The organism is Actinopolyspora alba (assembly GCF_900112765.1).
Classification (GTDB): Bacteria; Actinomycetota; Actinomycetes; order Mycobacteriales; family Pseudonocardiaceae; genus Actinopolyspora; species Actinopolyspora alba.
In genome coordinates this window covers 64,460-78,726 of the sequence record NZ_FOMZ01000010.1, presented here as the reverse complement: position 1 = coordinate 78,726, position 14,267 = coordinate 64,460, and the positions used below count along the sequence as shown (strand labels likewise).

At 69.1% G+C, this 14,267-nt stretch carries 14 protein-coding genes; 8 read left to right on the top strand and 6 right to left on the bottom strand.

Going from position 1 to position 14,267, the window contains the following annotated elements:
- Positions 1-177: 177 nt before the first annotated feature.
- The 4 genes from BM150_RS16120 to BM150_RS16105 all read left to right on the top strand — a co-directional run bounded on the left by BM150_RS16120 (position 178) and on the right by BM150_RS16105 (position 3,459).
- On the top strand, positions 178-969 hold the full coding sequence (locus BM150_RS16120) for a hypothetical protein (protein WP_092928121.1): 792 nt from the start codon (positions 178-180) through the stop codon (positions 967-969).
- 94 nt (positions 970-1,063) lie between these two features.
- A complete protein-coding gene (locus tag BM150_RS16115; RefSeq protein ID WP_092928120.1) occupies positions 1,064-2,248 on the top strand; it encodes a 5-(carboxyamino)imidazole ribonucleotide synthase in 1,185 nt (394 codons plus the stop codon).
- Between the two features lie 224 nt (positions 2,249-2,472).
- Complete coding sequence (locus BM150_RS16110; protein WP_245755532.1) at positions 2,473-2,694, top strand: DUF397 domain-containing protein; 222 nt, start codon at positions 2,473-2,475, stop codon at positions 2,692-2,694.
- Between the two features lie 303 nt (positions 2,695-2,997).
- Positions 2,998-3,459, top strand: a complete 462-nt coding sequence (locus BM150_RS16105) for a DUF2599 domain-containing protein (RefSeq protein WP_092928119.1) — start codon at positions 2,998-3,000, stop codon at positions 3,457-3,459.
- A gap of 67 nt (positions 3,460-3,526) precedes the next feature.
- Here BM150_RS16105 and BM150_RS16100 read toward each other — a convergent pair whose 3' ends face one another.
- Positions 3,527-4,441 carry a DMT family transporter gene (locus BM150_RS16100; protein WP_092928118.1) on the bottom strand — a complete coding sequence of 305 codons (915 nt, stop codon included), beginning with the start codon at positions 4,439-4,441 and terminating at the stop codon, positions 3,527-3,529.
- A 74-nt stretch (positions 4,442-4,515) separates the two neighbouring features.
- Here BM150_RS16100 and BM150_RS16095 point away from each other — a divergent pair, with 74 nt between their 5' ends.
- Entirely contained in the window at positions 4,516-5,439 is a 924-nt protein-coding gene (locus tag BM150_RS16095; RefSeq protein ID WP_092928117.1) for a LysR family transcriptional regulator, read from the top strand.
- A 135-nt stretch (positions 5,440-5,574) separates the two neighbouring features.
- Positions 5,575-6,066, top strand: a complete 492-nt coding sequence (gene purE, locus BM150_RS16090; protein WP_092928238.1) for a 5-(carboxyamino)imidazole ribonucleotide mutase — start codon at positions 5,575-5,577, stop codon at positions 6,064-6,066.
- A 35-nt stretch (positions 6,067-6,101) separates the two neighbouring features.
- Here purE and BM150_RS16085 read toward each other — a convergent pair whose 3' ends face one another.
- The 4 genes from BM150_RS16085 to BM150_RS16070 all read right to left on the bottom strand — a co-directional run bounded on the left by BM150_RS16085 (position 6,102) and on the right by BM150_RS16070 (position 10,945).
- The gene (locus BM150_RS16085) at positions 6,102-6,887 is read right to left on the bottom strand and encodes a thioesterase family protein (protein WP_092928116.1); all 786 of its coding nucleotides are present in this window, start codon (positions 6,885-6,887) and stop codon (positions 6,102-6,104) included.
- Between the two features lie 64 nt (positions 6,888-6,951).
- Positions 6,952-7,683, bottom strand: coding sequence for a TIGR03089 family protein (locus tag BM150_RS16080; RefSeq protein ID WP_092928115.1), 732 nt, complete (start codon positions 7,681-7,683; stop codon positions 6,952-6,954).
- Positions 7,684-7,800: 117 nt separating this feature from the next.
- Positions 7,801-9,279, bottom strand: coding sequence for an LCP family protein (locus BM150_RS16075; protein ID WP_092928114.1), 1,479 nt, complete (start codon positions 9,277-9,279; stop codon positions 7,801-7,803).
- 235 nt (positions 9,280-9,514) lie between these two features.
- The gene (locus tag BM150_RS16070) at positions 9,515-10,945 is read right to left on the bottom strand and encodes an LCP family protein (protein WP_245755530.1); all 1,431 of its coding nucleotides are present in this window, start codon (positions 10,943-10,945) and stop codon (positions 9,515-9,517) included.
- Between the two features lie 565 nt (positions 10,946-11,510).
- Between BM150_RS16070 and rfbB the strand changes: the two genes are divergently transcribed.
- Both rfbB and rfbD read left to right on the top strand, forming a co-directional pair.
- The gene (gene rfbB, locus BM150_RS16065) at positions 11,511-12,485 is read left to right on the top strand and encodes a dTDP-glucose 4,6-dehydratase (RefSeq protein WP_092928112.1); all 975 of its coding nucleotides are present in this window, start codon (positions 11,511-11,513) and stop codon (positions 12,483-12,485) included.
- A gap of 326 nt (positions 12,486-12,811) precedes the next feature.
- Positions 12,812-13,723: a dTDP-4-dehydrorhamnose reductase gene (gene rfbD / locus BM150_RS16060; protein ID WP_092928111.1), complete on the top strand. Its 912-nt coding sequence runs from the start codon at positions 12,812-12,814 to the stop codon at positions 13,721-13,723.
- Between the two features lie 46 nt (positions 13,724-13,769).
- Here rfbD and BM150_RS16055 read toward each other — a convergent pair whose 3' ends face one another.
- Positions 13,770-14,258 carry a VTT domain-containing protein gene (locus tag BM150_RS16055; protein WP_092928110.1) on the bottom strand — a complete coding sequence of 163 codons (489 nt, stop codon included), beginning with the start codon at positions 14,256-14,258 and terminating at the stop codon, positions 13,770-13,772.
- Positions 14,259-14,267 lie beyond the last annotated feature (9 nt).

The window sequence follows — 14,267 nt, the reverse complement described above, 5'->3', positions numbered from 1 at the left end:
AGGGAGCAATCACCCGAACAGTCGAGATGTGGCGGGGAATCGAACGACCCCGGAACGTCGCAACCGCGGGATTCGAATCCGGGGCAGCGCGGCTCGAATCCTGGGCAGCTCGGTGCGCGGGCGATCCCGTCCGGTCGCGCGACGAGCGTTGCGGGTGGGGCGGAACGCTACCGCGCGTTGCGGTCCCGGTGGCGTGGCGCGACGCTGGCCTCCGGCTGGCCGTTTCCCGGCGACTGGGCCTGTCCCGCGGTCGACCGGGTGTGCGAGGCCGTGATAATCGGCGACGATCCGGGGGACGCGGTCGATGAACTCGCGGCGCAGCGGGCGGATTCCGGGATCGGGCTGGACGAGACCCTGCGGGACCTGGGAGTGCTGCACGCCGTGCTCTCGCGTGAGGACACCGGCACCGCCCTGGTCAGCGAGGAGTGCGACGACGTCCCCACGTGGTTGCTGCGCCGCGCCGCGCTGGCATGGGCCGACGTGGTCGCGGGCCGCTCGGCGGCCCGGGAGGTCACCGACGCGCTGACCGGGCTGAGCACGCTGTCCTACCTGCGGATGCGGCTGTACGAGGTGTACCGCGAGACCCGGGCCGCCGGAGCCGGGTCGGCAACGTCTCCCGGACGGGACAGCTACGCGCTGCTCGTCGTCACGCTCCGGCTGCCGGGGGACGATCACCGGTGGGCGCGGCTGATGGCGGTGGTGCTGGCCGCCGATGTGCTGCGGGACGTGTTCGACGCCGGTGAAACCGTGTCATTGCTGCGCGAGTCCACACCCGTGGTGCTCACGCGGGACGACACGCGGCTGGCGGAACGCTGTTCCCGCGCCGAGACCGCGATCAACGAGCGCGTGCTGGCCGATCCGGAGCTGGCGCGGGCACTGGACGACTCCGGCAGCGCCGTGCGAATTCGCCGGTCGCCGCTGCCGACCGAGTACTCGGGAGCCTGCGAACTGCTCACCTCGCTCCGCTGAGTCGCTGATCGCGTTGTCGAACCCGCGGCGGGGGAGTTGCGGTGGGGATACCGACGCTCGGTCCGGTCCCTCGAACGGGTAGGCTATCCGGGCTGTGGACCACCGCACTGCAACTCCCGTCGTCGGCATGGTCGGTGGCGGTCAACTCGCGCGCATGACACACCAGGCCGCCATCGGGCTCGGTCAATCGCTGAAGGTGTTGGCGGCCTCCCCGGACGAATCGGCCGCACTGGTCGCGCCGAACATCGAGATCGGTTCGCACACCGACCTCGCCGCGCTGCGCACGTTCGCCGAAGGCTGCGACGCCGTCACGTTCGACCACGAACACGTCCCCAACGAGCACCTGCGGGCGCTCGCCGCCGAAGGCGTGGCGGTGCACCCCGGGCCGGACGCGCTGCTGCACGCCCAGGACAAGCTCGTGATGCGACGCAAGCTGCGTGACCTCGAACTGCCGGTACCCCCGTTCGCGGAGGTCGGCAGCGTCACCGACGTGCTGGAGTTCGGCGCCGCCCACGGTTGGCCCTGCGTGCTCAAGACCGCGCGCGGTGGGTACGACGGCAAGGGTGTGTGGGTGCTGGACACACCGGACGGCGCGCGCCGCACCACCGCCGAACTGCTCGATGCCGGGGCGCCGCTGCTGGTCGAGCAGCGGGTGGCGCTGCGCAGGGAACTCGCGGTGCTCGTCGCCCGCTCGCCGTTCGGGCAGGGGGGTGCCTGGCCGGTGGTGGAGACCGTGCAGTCCGAGGGCATCTGCGTGCGAGTGCTCGCCCCGGCGCCCGACGCCTCCGAGGAGCTGACGCAGCGGGCGCAGGACATCGCGCTGCGCATCGCCGAAGAGTTGGGCGTGGTCGGCGTTCTCGCGGTGGAGATGTTCGAGACCGCGGACGGCCTGGTGATCAACGAACTGGCGATGCGACCGCACAACTCCGGACACTTCAGCATCGACGGGTCGCGGACCTCGCAGTTCGAGCAGCACCTGCGGGCCGTGCTGGACTACCCGCTGGGTACCACCGAGCTGACCGCGCCCGCCGTGGCGATGGGCAACATCCTGGCCGCCCCCACCGAGCCGCGGATGAGCGTGGACGAACGGGTGCATCACCTGTTCGCGCGTTTCCCCGGGGCCAAGCTGCACCTCTACGGCAAGACCGAGCGGCCCGGACGCAAGGTCGGCCACGTCAACATGCTCGGCGAGCGGATGGACGAGGTCAGCGAGCGGGCGCGGCTGGCCGCGCACTGGCTCGCGCACGCCGAGTGGCCCGATGGTTACTCCATCCACTGATGGATACCGTGTTGGACCCGCTCCTCGACGTGGTTGGTTAGCCGGCACGTGAGTCGGCGCCTTGCCGCGTTGGACCGGCTCTTGAGTAGCGACCTACGCGGCGAGCGGCCCGGCCTCGCGATGCATCCGACTCACGCACCGGGGGCAACCGCGCTGCTTGCCCGCATGACGGGTGTGCGGAAGCTGCGGCCCGCGTTGCTCCGGCGCGGCGATTTCGCGAGAAATTGACGCCCGGGCCGAGTGATGGCGGCATCGGTTCGGCGCTGTGGAGCGGAAGCACATGGCGCAAGTCCAGTCGCAGCGATCCGGAGCGCGACTGTGTAGAGGTCGCTTCGGCACTCGACGTGGTTGGTGTGCGGGACAGCAAACGGGGTGATGCCTCGCCGGTGCTGGTGTTCGACCCGTTACGGTGGCGCGAGTTCGTGGCAGCATTGCGAGATGGTTGAGCTCTTCCCCGCGTAACCTTCATTCGGTCCGGCGGCTGCTCTGCTCTTTCCGTGGTAACCGGATCCGATGAGATCCACATCTGAACCGATCCGATGTGGCGAACGTGGTTTTCCGTGTGATTCGGACTTGTTAGAACCAGCGGCGGTCATCGAGTGTTACGAGGTATCGCTGTGAGTGTCGGACGTCCTCCGAGGTTCGCGGCCGTCTCCCCGAATCGGGACGGCCTGCTCCGGCGATTCGCTTCCGTGCTCGACCGACATCGGTGAAACACCGCGTCTGCCGAAAGCGTGAGGAGCGTAAAGATGCTCGGATCCACCAGGACCGCCCGCGCGACGAAACGGTTCGCACTCGTGGCGGTCACCACGTTGGCCGCCACACTGCTGGGTGCGGGACCGGCCGCGGGTCAGGCACAAGCCGCCCCGCTGCCACCGGACCAGGGCTGGCGTTCCTGCGGCAGCCTGCTGATCAACAAGGCGTCGGTGGACAACAGGGGTGACATGTTCAAGGTCAACATGGTCCCGTCGCACGCCCTGCGCGTCCCCCACCCCTCGGTCGGGGTGGCCTGGGGTGATCTGCGGAACTGCGTGAGCTTCCCGAACCGGGACACCCTGCGCCAGCAGTTCGACTGCCACGCCGCGTTCGGTCGCAAGGAGCCGGAGTGGAACATGGAGTCCGACCGTTTCTCCAACCCGGACTGGAAGACGGACAACCCGACGCGGCACAAGTGCAACTGGGGCAGCAGTGACGGTGGCGGATCCTCCTGATCGAAGTTCGCTGTCCTCGGGCCTCGCGGCCCGGGGGCAGCCCCGGACCACCGCAGCTCGTGGTGCGTCAGGAGCGCACCCGACGGCTGGTGAACCAGACCGTCCCCACCACCAGTGCGCATCCCAGCAGCTGCCACCACGTGGGTGATTCCCCGAGCAGCAGCACTCCCCACAACACGGCCAGCACCGGTTGCAGCAGCAACAGGGTGCTGCCGACGCTGCTCGGCACCCGAGGCAGCGCCGACCCCACCACCAGTAGGCCCGTCACCTGTGACGAGAGTGCGAGCGCGGCCAGCCAGCCCAGGGCGGGCCAATCTACCGCCAGTTCCACGCCCTGCCACGGTCCGCCGAGCAGCAGCGCGGTGGCGGCGGCGGAGGCGGAGGCGAGGCAGACCGGCGAGAAGCGGTGCCTGGCGTGTCGCGTACCGCCCAGTCGCAGCAGGAAGAGATAGCCGCCGTAGGCCACTCCCGAAGCGGCTCCCAGCAGCGCGCCGTAGGCGGGGGCATCGCCGAAGGCTTGGCTGTCCGCTACGCCGCCCACCAGCGCAACCCCGGCGAGCATCACCGGTGTGGCCAGCAGGAAACCCGTCGAGAGTCGTTCACGGGTGATCAGCAGCGCCAGCATCGGTGCGGCCAGCACCTGGACGTTGTTGAGCACCGTGGCGATGCCGGTGCCGATGTTGACGATGGACTCACCCCACAGCACCAGGTCCAGTCCCAGGAAGAACCCCGCCAGCAGATCCAGCGCCTGCCACCGGAAAGCCCGGCCGCCGAGTCGGCGCCGTTCGAGCAGTGCCAGCGGAAGCAGCACCGGCAGTGCGAGCAGGCAGCGGTAGAACGCCGCCGTGCCCGCCGTCGTTCCGGACAGCTGCATGAACAGCGCGGAGCCCGACAGGATCGTGGCACCGATCGTCAGTACCAGTCGTGCGTCGGGGGCGCTGGCGCGTTCGGCAGGACGTCGTTCGGTGTCGGGGGTGGTCATGACTTCAACGATGCGGGTCGAAAATATTCAGCACAATCGAATGTTTCTGGTCGGAATTCGGTAGTATCACTTCCGTGTTCAACGTGGAGCGACTCCGTGCGTTGCACGCCGTCGCAGCGCACGGATCCGTGGCGCTGGCAGCGTCGGTGCTGCACGTGACTCCCTCCGGCGTCTCGCAGCAGCTCGCCAAGCTGGAACGTGAGGCAGGACACCAGCTGCTGGAGCAGCACGGTCGCGGTGTCCGCCTCACAGCCGCGGGTCACGTGCTGGCCAAGCACGCCTCGGAGATCCTCTCGCGGATGTCGGAGGCGCAGTCCGACCTCGACGGCCTCAGCGAGGAGATCCTCGGTCCGCTGCGCATCGGCTCGATCTCCACCGTGCTGCGAGCGGTGGTTCCCGGTGCGTTGAGCGCGCTGCACCGCAGGCACCCACGGTTGGAGGTGACGCTGCGCGAGGGTGAGGCCGAGGAGACCCTGCCCGCCCTGGTGGGGCGAGACCTCGACCTGGCGGTGCTGGAGAGCTGGGACCGGCTCCCCGCGCAGCTGCCCGCCGAGGTCGGCTACCGCAGGTTGTGCACCGACACCGCCGACGTCGCGCTGCCGGAGCAGCACCGGCTCGCCCACCGCACCACGGTCTCGCTGCACGAACTTGCCGACACGCCGTGGGTGAGCTGGGCCACCGGGACCGCCTGCCACGAGTGGTTGGTGCAGACCCTGCGGGCCCAGGAGTTCGAGCCGCGCATCACCTGCAACGTCGCGGGGTATCCCACCCAGCTCGAACTGGTGGCCGCCAATCTCGCGGCGGCGCTGGTGCCCAGACTGGCCCGCGACTCGGTGCCCGGCGGAGTAGCGGTGGTGCGAACCAGACCGGTGCTGCAGCGGCAGGTGCTCGCCGTCTGGCGTACCGACTCCGAGCGCCCGGCGATCCGTGCCTGCGTCGACGCGTTGGCGACCGTGACCGAGCAGCAGACCCTGGCGGCACCGCAGGACCACCAGTAGCGGCTCCCCGCTGGTTTCCACCGCCCGACCGAACTCGCGTCCGGGCATCTAGGCTCGCCGGGAAAGCGATTTCGACGACCTCGGGAGGAAGCGTTGGTGGAGTCCGACGAGCGGACGCCGCTGGTGGGTCTGGTGATGGGCAGCGATTCGGACTGGTCGGTGATGCGCGAAGCGGGGGAGGCGTTGCGCGAGTTCGACGTCCCCTACGAGGTGGGCGTGTACTCGGCGCACCGCACCCCGCAGCGGATGCTGGACTACGCGGGCGGCGCGGCCGACCGCGGGATCCGGGTCGTCATCGCCGGGGCGGGCGGTGCCGCTCACCTTCCCGGCATGGTCGCCTCGGCCACCGTGCTGCCGGTGATCGGTGTTCCGGTGCCGCTGAAGTACCTGGACGGGATGGACTCGCTGCTGTCCATAGTGCAGATGCCCGCCGGTATCCCGGTGGCGACCGTGTCAGTCGGTGGCGCCCGCAACGCCGGGCTGCTCGCCGTGCGCACGCTGGCCGCCGACTCGGGAGAGCTCGGTGCGCGACTGCGCGACCGGATGAGCCGGTTCCAGGACGAGCTGGAGACCAAGGTGCTGGACAAGGACTCCGCGCTGCGTGAGCGGGTCGCGGGCGGGGAGTAGGAGAGTCAACCCCGTGCGGAACCGGGAAGCCCCACTCAACCGAGCTCGTTGACGAGGACCGCTTCCTGGGCCGTGCCGATCGGGCCGTAGGTGTCGAACAGCCGCGCTCGTGCCACCCCGATGCCGCTGGTCTCGACGTCCCGCCGGATCTCCATACCGAGCCATTCGCCTGCCAGCTCACGATGCAGGTAGCAGGTGATGTCGGTGTTGATCCAGGGGCCGAACAGCTCGCCTATCGGGCTGGCCGCGCTGATGCAGTCCACCAGGGTGGCGGTGTGCACCAGCGGGGTCATCGGCTCGGTCGGCAACAGCGGCACCGGCATCCGCATCCACACCCTGCTGGCGTCCGGGCTGCTCTGGTCGTCGATCCACCGCACGTCGACCACGTCGTGCACTCCCCAGCGCAACCCGAGTTCGGGAGGGATCAGCGATCCGTCGGCGATCCCGTCCGGGCCGGTGAACGGCGGAACCGACGTGGAGTTCGACCCGTCCAGCTCGCTGCGCCGCAGCAACTGGGCGGTCGCCCGGGTGAGCGTCTCTTCACCCCTGTTCAGCTCCGCTTCGATCACCTGGAGGCGTTTGCCCGACCGCAGGGTGCGGGTCGATACCGCCACGTGTTCGCGGGGAACCGGACGCATCAGGTCGAAGGTCATCCGGGCCACGAACAGCTCGGGATCGGCCGCCGCGCGCTCGATGGCGCGCGCCAGCAGTCCCGCCACCGGCCCGCCCCCGGTCAGTTCGCCCCAGGGGTTGCCCGCGGCCTCGGTAGGGACGAATCCGGTCCCGTCGGTCTCGAACAGCGTCCGCGTCGCATCTGACACACCCTGATGCTACTTGCGAGTAATGCAAATTGCGAGACGTGTCGGATCCGGTTTTGTCGTCCCGTCAGTCCTCTGCGCCCAGCTCCACCGTGATCTTCTCGTCGGAGCGACGTTTGTTCAGCAGCTCGGTGTTCCCGCTCTCCGGCAGGCCGGTGAGCTGTACCAGTGATGCCCGCGCGGACAGCACCGCCAGCAGGCCGTCCACCGCCCCGTCCGGGAGCTTCCAGTCCAGCGTGGAAAGTACCCGGTCCTGTTCGCCGATGCCCGAGCTCGCGGCACTCCGCCGCGCCGCCTCGATCACCTCGTCCACGGTGGAGTCGAACAACGCGGGGGTGTCGCCGGGAACCGGCAGCAGCGGGCTGAACTCGTCACCGCGTATCCGCACCTCGGAGGCGTAGTCCAACACCTTGTCTTCGAGTCCCGCCACGGATCCCCCGAGGGCGTCCAGCCCCACCGCGACGACGGTGTGCGCTCCGCTGCCCTCGGAAACCCGTTGTCCCGGGACGAACGCCGCCTCGGCTCCGGCAGGGGAGTCCGTCACGCGAGCACCGCACCACCAGGCGCCGAGCAGGATACCGGCGGTCTGCCAGTGGGCGGGCAGCCGAACGGCCACCGACATGCCCGGTTCGAGGTCGAGCTCCTCGGTCAGCCAGTTGGCCGTTTTCGCGGCCCAGTTGCCCACCGTGGCGCGGGAGAGCTCGATCCTGCCTCCCGCGGCCTCGTCGTAGTGCGTGATCAGCGGGCGCGCGGATCCGTTGGTAAGCAGGGGTGACAGCAGGGTCGCGGTGACGCTCATGGGGGCAGGCTAACCCACCGGGGCGGGCGCCTACTCGATGTCTCCACCTGCAGCTGAGGGAGTCGCCCCGGCAAGGGAGCCGCTCGCTCTCCGCCGTGCCAGGGCGGGAAGCCGTTGTCAGTGGACGCAGGGAATCCCCTCGGCGGTGATCTCCCGCTGCGTGGCTTCCGCCCGAGCGGTCCGCGCGGCCCGCACGCCGTCCAGCCGTACCAGTGGCTCCCCGGTCATCCGATGCGTCGGTTCGGTCGAACCGGGCCGGGACTGGGATGAACCGGGTTGGTGCTGGGTGGAACCGGGTTGGGACGACGCACCGGGCGAACCGTTGTTCGGGTCCGAAGTGGTCCCGGCGACGTCGTGGCCGAAGCCCGCGACGAACTCGTGCACCCGTTCCTCGTCGACGCTGACGATGCTGCGCCCCGCGGAGTTGCGTGCCGTGGTGTCCTCGACCGGGATGGTCACGAAGCCGATGTCGCCGGAGGCCAGTGACTGCATCCGTCGCACGAAGTCCAGCACTCGCCAGTCGCTGTCCAGCACCACCGATTTGCGGGCCGCGTCCATCAGGTCGCGGAGCTTGCCGGTGTCCGTCAGGGTTCCGCTGGAGAGCACCTTGTCCGCGACGGCGGCCATGAACACCTGCTGCCGCACGATCCGGTCCAGGTCGCCGTTGGGCAGGCCGTGGCGCTGCCGGACGAACGCCAGCGCGTCACCACCGGAGATCGTCTGCTCGCCCGCCGGGAACTCGGCGCCGGAGTTCTCGTCGCTGGTAGCGCGTTTCAGACAGACCCGCACCCCGCCCAGGGCCTTGGTGACCTCGTAGAACCCCAGGAGGTTCACCTCGGCGTAGTGATCCACCCCGACGCCCGTCAACGACTCCACGGCGCTGGTCAACGCGCGGATTCCCGCCCGCTTGGACAGCTTCTCGATCTCCGCCGCGGTGTGGTCACCGGTGGCGCGCAGCTCGTCCTCCCTGGCGGTCTTGGTGAGCCCGTAAATCCCGTTGATCTTCCTGGCCTCCCCGGAGCGCTGTACCGCCGTGTCGCGGGGTATCGAGATGGCGGTGGAGGCCGTTCCGTCGTCGGGCACCCGCAGCAGGATGATCGTGTCCGTGTTCAGCCCGCTGGCCGACTCGGTGCGCAGCATGTCCAACACCTCGTCCGGCAGCGGGTTGCCCTGGGCGTCGGTACGACTGTCGCTTCCCACGAGCAGGATGTCGGTCGCGGTGTCCGCCGGCATCCGCCGGGTCGAGTCACCGGTTCGCAGGTCGACCTTGTTGGACTGGTTCTCCAGCATTCCCAGCGCGGCCCAGCCCAGTCCGGTCCCGGCCAGTGTCACGACCGAGGCGAGCACCAGCAGGGAGCGCATCGTGATCCGGACCGTGCCGCGCAGCACACGGCTGCCGCGGCCACCGGCGGTCGCCGTTTCCCCGACCGAGGTGACGGCCTCGGGAACATGCGAAGCCGCTGCCTCCCCGTCGTTGTCCGAAATGCTCTCCGCCTCGTTCTCCGGGAGCTCCGAGTCCGACTCCGCGTCACCGGCCGCCGCGTCCTCGTCGCGCGGTTCCTCCGACGACGTCGCGTGCGTGTCGGGCTCGTCCACTTGGGTCCTCCTGGAAAGCGGCCGTTTTCCCTTCGGTGGTCACGTCGGGACCGCGACACGCCACATCGCACTCCGGAAAGTGGCGCACACCGAACTCCGGATCAGCGTGTGGAACCGGGAGTCCAAGGTTAACGTGCGGAGACAGCGTCCATGTGAGGATATTTCGATTATCGGTGTCGTGTCGCCGCTGCTCGGCCGATCGCGGCCGGCCCCGGTGTACACCGAAGCAGCTGGGTCAGTTCACGCAGCGAACTCCTCCCGCCGTGATCGGCTGCTTGCCGGTGCTCGGCTCGGTCTCCGAATCCTGCGCCAGTGCCGTGCCGTCCAGCCGTACAGCACCTTCGCCGGTGAACCGGCGGGTGCCGGGGCCGGTGTAGTCGTCCCCCAGATACACCGAGACGGTGCCCGCTGCCACGTCCTCACCCGCTTCCACCGGCACGCCCCCGAGGTCCGATGCAGCCAGCTTCGCGGCCCGCTCGGTCCCGGAGGTGTAGCGCACCACCGAGTCCGACATCATGCTCTCCGCGTTGGCCGCGACCCCGCTGTCGAACCCCTTCTCGGCGAGGTCCTCCAGCACACGTCCGGCCAGGCCCGATACGCCCGAGGCGTTGTAGACGTTGACCTCGGTGTCGGCGCGCAGCTCTTCGGCCTGTTCGGCGTCCTGCCGCGCCTGTTCGCGTTTCCGCTGTGACAGCAGCAGGTTGTCGACGAACCGCTTCACCTCGTCGGGATCGGCGCGCAGCCCCGAGCTGGGGCCGTTCATCTCCACGGGGATGGTGTAGAACTTGATGTCACCGGCGGCCATTCCCTGCATCTGCTTCGCGAAGGACAGCACGTCCCAGTTCTTGTCCAGTGTGATGGAGTCCTGCAACGCCTTGAACAGATCGTTCAGCTTGCCGGGGTTGCTGAGCATGCCCGCCGAGAGCATCTTCTCGGCCAGGCCCGACATGAAAACCTGCTGTCGCGCTATCCGGTCGAGGTCACCCCTGGGCAGCCCGTGCCGCTGTCGGACGAAGGCCAGTGCGTCCCCCTTGGAGAGGGTGTGCACCCCGGCGGAGAAGTCGGCACCGGAGTACGGGTCGTCCACCGCGTTCTTCAGACACACCTTGACGCCACCCACCACTTCGGTGAGTTTGTAGAAACCGAGCAGGTTCACTTCCGCGTAGTGTTCGATCGTCACGCCGGCGAAGTCCTCGATGGTCTCCATCAGGAACTCCTTGCCGGCCTTCTCGGACAACCTGTTCAGTTTCTTCTCGTCGGTGATCCCCTGCGCTTCCAGTTCCTCCCGCTTCGCCACGCGCTTCCGGTTCAGCGCGGAGTTGAGCTTGTTCTCGCCGAACTCGCCCATGTCGACCATGGTGTCGCGCGGGAAGGAGACCGCGCGGGCGCGTTTGCCGTTGTCGGGGATCCGCAGCAGGATCATCGTGTCGGTCAGGTGCCCGCCCCCTTCACTCGCGCGGAGCTTGCGCAGCACCTCGTCCGGCAGCGGGTTGCCCTGGGCGTCGGTGCGGCTGTCGTTGCCGATCAGCAGGATGTCGGTGGCGCCGTCCGGCGAGTCGCGTTCGTTGTTGATGTCGATGTTGCCCCGCAGGCCGGAATCGAGCTGACTGACCTTGCCCCAGCCGTATCCGGTGGTGCTCAGCACGACGAGCGAGAGCAGCAGCACCAGAATCCGGGGAGCGATCCGGGCCCGGCCCCCGCGACCACCTCCCCGGCCGCCTCGCCGGTCCCACACGTCGTTCGGCGGCGGGGGCTGTCGGGGGTCACGCGGTCGGCCCTGTCGCTGTTCCCGCTGGCTACTGTGCGTACTTCTGGTTTCGTGCTGCCGTCCCGCTCGTGCGGCGGAACGCCCCCCGGTCTCGGGCCGCCTGCCGTCAGCGCGGTCACCGGTGTCGCGGGGCCGGCGGGAATCGGGCCTTCCGGCGTGCCCGTTCGGGCCACCCGCTCGTCGTGGCCGGTTGTTCACGCCGAATCCCCCTTGAGTTCCTGAGCGGGGCGGTGCCATCGACGGAGGTCCACCGCCCTTGCTGCTGTGTGTAGGTTAACGCTGATCACGGCAGTACGTGGTTCGTAGCGGGAAAAAGTGGCCTATACCCTTCCGGGTGACGTATAGCGTTCACGTTGGGTTGCGTATCAGCTGAGTTCGCCCGCCGAACCGCATGGCAGACTCGGATGGCCGCCGCGGCCCCGGGCTCGTGCCGCGGACGGAACACCGTGATGGGAAAGGTGCCATGAAAGTCCTGGTCACCGGCGGAGCCGGTTTCATCGGTTCGTACTACGTGCGGCAGCTGCTCACGGGCGGGTATCCGGCTTTCGACGGTGCCGAGGTAGTCGTGCTGGACAAGCTCACCTACGCGGGCAACCCCGAGAACCTGGCCGAAGTGGCCGATCATCCCCGGCTGCGGTTCGTGCGGGGCGATGTCCGCGATCCGGAACTGCTCGCGGAGTGGCTGCCGGGGACCGATGTGGTGGTGCACTTCGCCGCCGAATCCCACGTGGATCGTTCCATCACGGCGGGTGGTGACTTCGTGCTGACCAACGTCGTCGGAACCGAGAACCTGCTGCGCGCGGCGGTCTCGGCCGAGGTCACCAGGTTCGTGCACGTCTCCACCGACGAGGTCTACGGCTCCATAGCCGAGGGTTCCTGGTCCGAGGACCATCCGCTGGAACCGAACTCGCCGTACTCCGCCTCCAAGGCCGGGGCGGACCTGCTGGCCAGGGCCTATCATCGAACCCACGAACTGCCGGTCTGCGTCACACGCTGCTCCAACAACTACGGTCCCTACCAGTACCCCGAGAAAATGATCCCACTGTTCGTGACCAACCTCCTGGACGGCAAGGAGGTCCCGCTCTACGGCGACGGTGGCAACGTCCGCGACTGGTTGCACGTGGCCGATCACTGCAGGGGAATACAACTGGTAGCCGAATCCGGTGAGCCGGGCGAGGTCTACAACATCGGCGGCGGTACCGAGCTGAGCAATTCCGAGCTGACTTCCAGGCTGCTGGAAGCAGTGGGTGCGGACTGGTCGATGGTGCGGCCGGTGACCGACCGCAAGGGGCACGACCGCCGTTACTCGTTGCGCCACGACAAGATCAGCAACGAGCTCGGCTACAGCCCCACGGTCCCGCTGCGGGAGGGGCTCGCCGAGACGGTGGAGTGGTATCGACGGAACCGTGCCTGGTGGGAACCGCTCAAGCACGCCTGACGCCCGAGTGCAGCTCGACGCCCCGGGCTTCCGAGCCCACCGCCGAAGTCCTTCCGTATGTCTTCTCCTGTACGGGGCCCGCCGGTTTTCTCGGCGCGGCAGCGCCGCAACCACCACGTACGCGGCTCGACCACCCGCGAGAGGTCGCGCCGTTCGACTTCGGTGCGGCGTCGATTTCTCGCGAAATCGTCGGGACGGTAGTGCGGTGTGGCCTCGGGTGCGTCAATTTCTCGCGAAATCGCCGCGCGGGGCGCCGAGTCACGTGACGGCTACCAGACCACGTAACCAGGTCCAGTCATGAATTCCGAACGACGAGGAGAAAGTCGATGCCGCCACCCGCACTGCTGATCCCGGGAGGACGTGGCCAGCTCGGCGCCGACCTGGCGGCCTGCCGGGGCTCGGCGGGGTTGCTGCACGCCCCCGGCTCCGCTGAACTCGACATCACCGATTCCGGAATGCTCGCCGACGCGGTCGACTCGTTCGCCGACGCCGCGAGCGACGCGGGGCTGCGGCCGGTGGTCATCAACCTGGCGGCCTACACCGCGGTCGACGACGCCGAGTCCGACCGCGCGACGGCGGAGCGGGTCAACACGCGCGGTCCGGCCGAACTCGCCAAGCTGTGCCGTGACCGCGGGATGCCGCTGCTGCACGTGTCCACCGACTACGTCTTCGCCGGTGATGCCGTCGAGCCTTACGAGCCTGCCGACGAGACCGGCCCGCGCAGCGTGTACGGCAGCACCAAGCTGGCGGGTGAACAGGCCGTGCTGACCGCTCATCCCCGCGCCTGGGTGGTGCGCACCGCGTGGCTCTACGGTGCGCGGGGAGCGAACTTCGTCAGCGCGATGGCCCGGTTGTGCGCCGAACGTGAGACAGTTTCGGTTGCCGAGGACCAGATCGGCTCACCGACCTGGACCGCCGACCTGGCTCGTGGGCTGTCGGAACTGGCCGACTCGGTCGCGCGCAGGGACCAGCCCGCGGCACGGGTGCTGCACTGCACCAACACCGGCAGCGTGAGCCGCTACGAGTTCGCCAGGGCAGTGTTCGAGGAGCTGGGCGCCGATCCCGACCGAGTGCGTCCGGTCGCCACGGCCGATGTTCCGCGACCGGCCCCCAGGCCCGCGTTCTCGGTGCTGTCCGACCGGCAGTGGACCGAGAGCGGTCTCACTCCGCTGCGGCACTGGCGGGAAGCGCTGCGCGCGGCTTTCGAGCGGCACGGTGCCGTCTGGGGCGCGAACTGAGTTCCGTGCGCTCGCGGCCCTGCCACGGTTCCAGCGGTTGACCGGCTCAGGCGGGTGGCACACCCGCCAACGGAGTGCCGAACCGCAGCAGTCCCGGAAGTGCCGCGAGCAGGCAGAATCGTGCCACTCGGCCGGTGGCGGCGCTGGGCAGCCACACCGGCCACGGAACTCGCAGCATCCCGGCCGCGAGAACGACGGCGGCGAACGGTGGCACGCCGACCAGGCCGCTGAGCAGCACCGTGCTCGCACCGCCGACGGGGTGTCGTCGGCACAACTCGCCCAGCCGGTGCGGCCACCGCCACCCCTTGCGGCGGCCGTCGCGGTTCAGCAGCCTCGGCAGCCGTACGGCACCCCGGGCGGCGAGGTAGTGCACCGCCTTGCCCAGCAGCTGCCCCACCGCCGCCACCGGTCCCAGCACCCACCAGGGCGGGCCGTGCTGGGTCAGCACCACCGAAACCAGGTACACCTCGGCGCTGAACACCGGTACCACGGCGGTGCCCGCGCTCATCGCGAACACGCTCAGCGCCCAGAGCACCTTTCCTCC

Coding starts and splice junctions, on each gene's coding strand:
- BM150_RS16105 (WP_092928119.1), top strand. CDS start 2,998: ATGCTCGGATCCACCAGGACCGCCCGCGCGACGAAACGGTTCGCACTC.
- BM150_RS16100 (WP_092928118.1), bottom strand. CDS start 4,441: ATGACCACCCCCGACACCGAACGACGTCCTGCCGAACGCGCCAGCGCC.
- purE (WP_092928238.1), top strand. CDS start 5,575: ATGGGCAGCGATTCGGACTGGTCGGTGATGCGCGAAGCGGGGGAGGCG.
- BM150_RS16080 (WP_092928115.1), bottom strand. CDS start 7,683: ATGAGCGTCACCGCGACCCTGCTGTCACCCCTGCTTACCAACGGATCC.
- rfbB (WP_092928112.1), top strand. CDS start 11,511: ATGAAAGTCCTGGTCACCGGCGGAGCCGGTTTCATCGGTTCGTACTAC.
- rfbD (WP_092928111.1), top strand. CDS start 12,812: ATGCCGCCACCCGCACTGCTGATCCCGGGAGGACGTGGCCAGCTCGGC.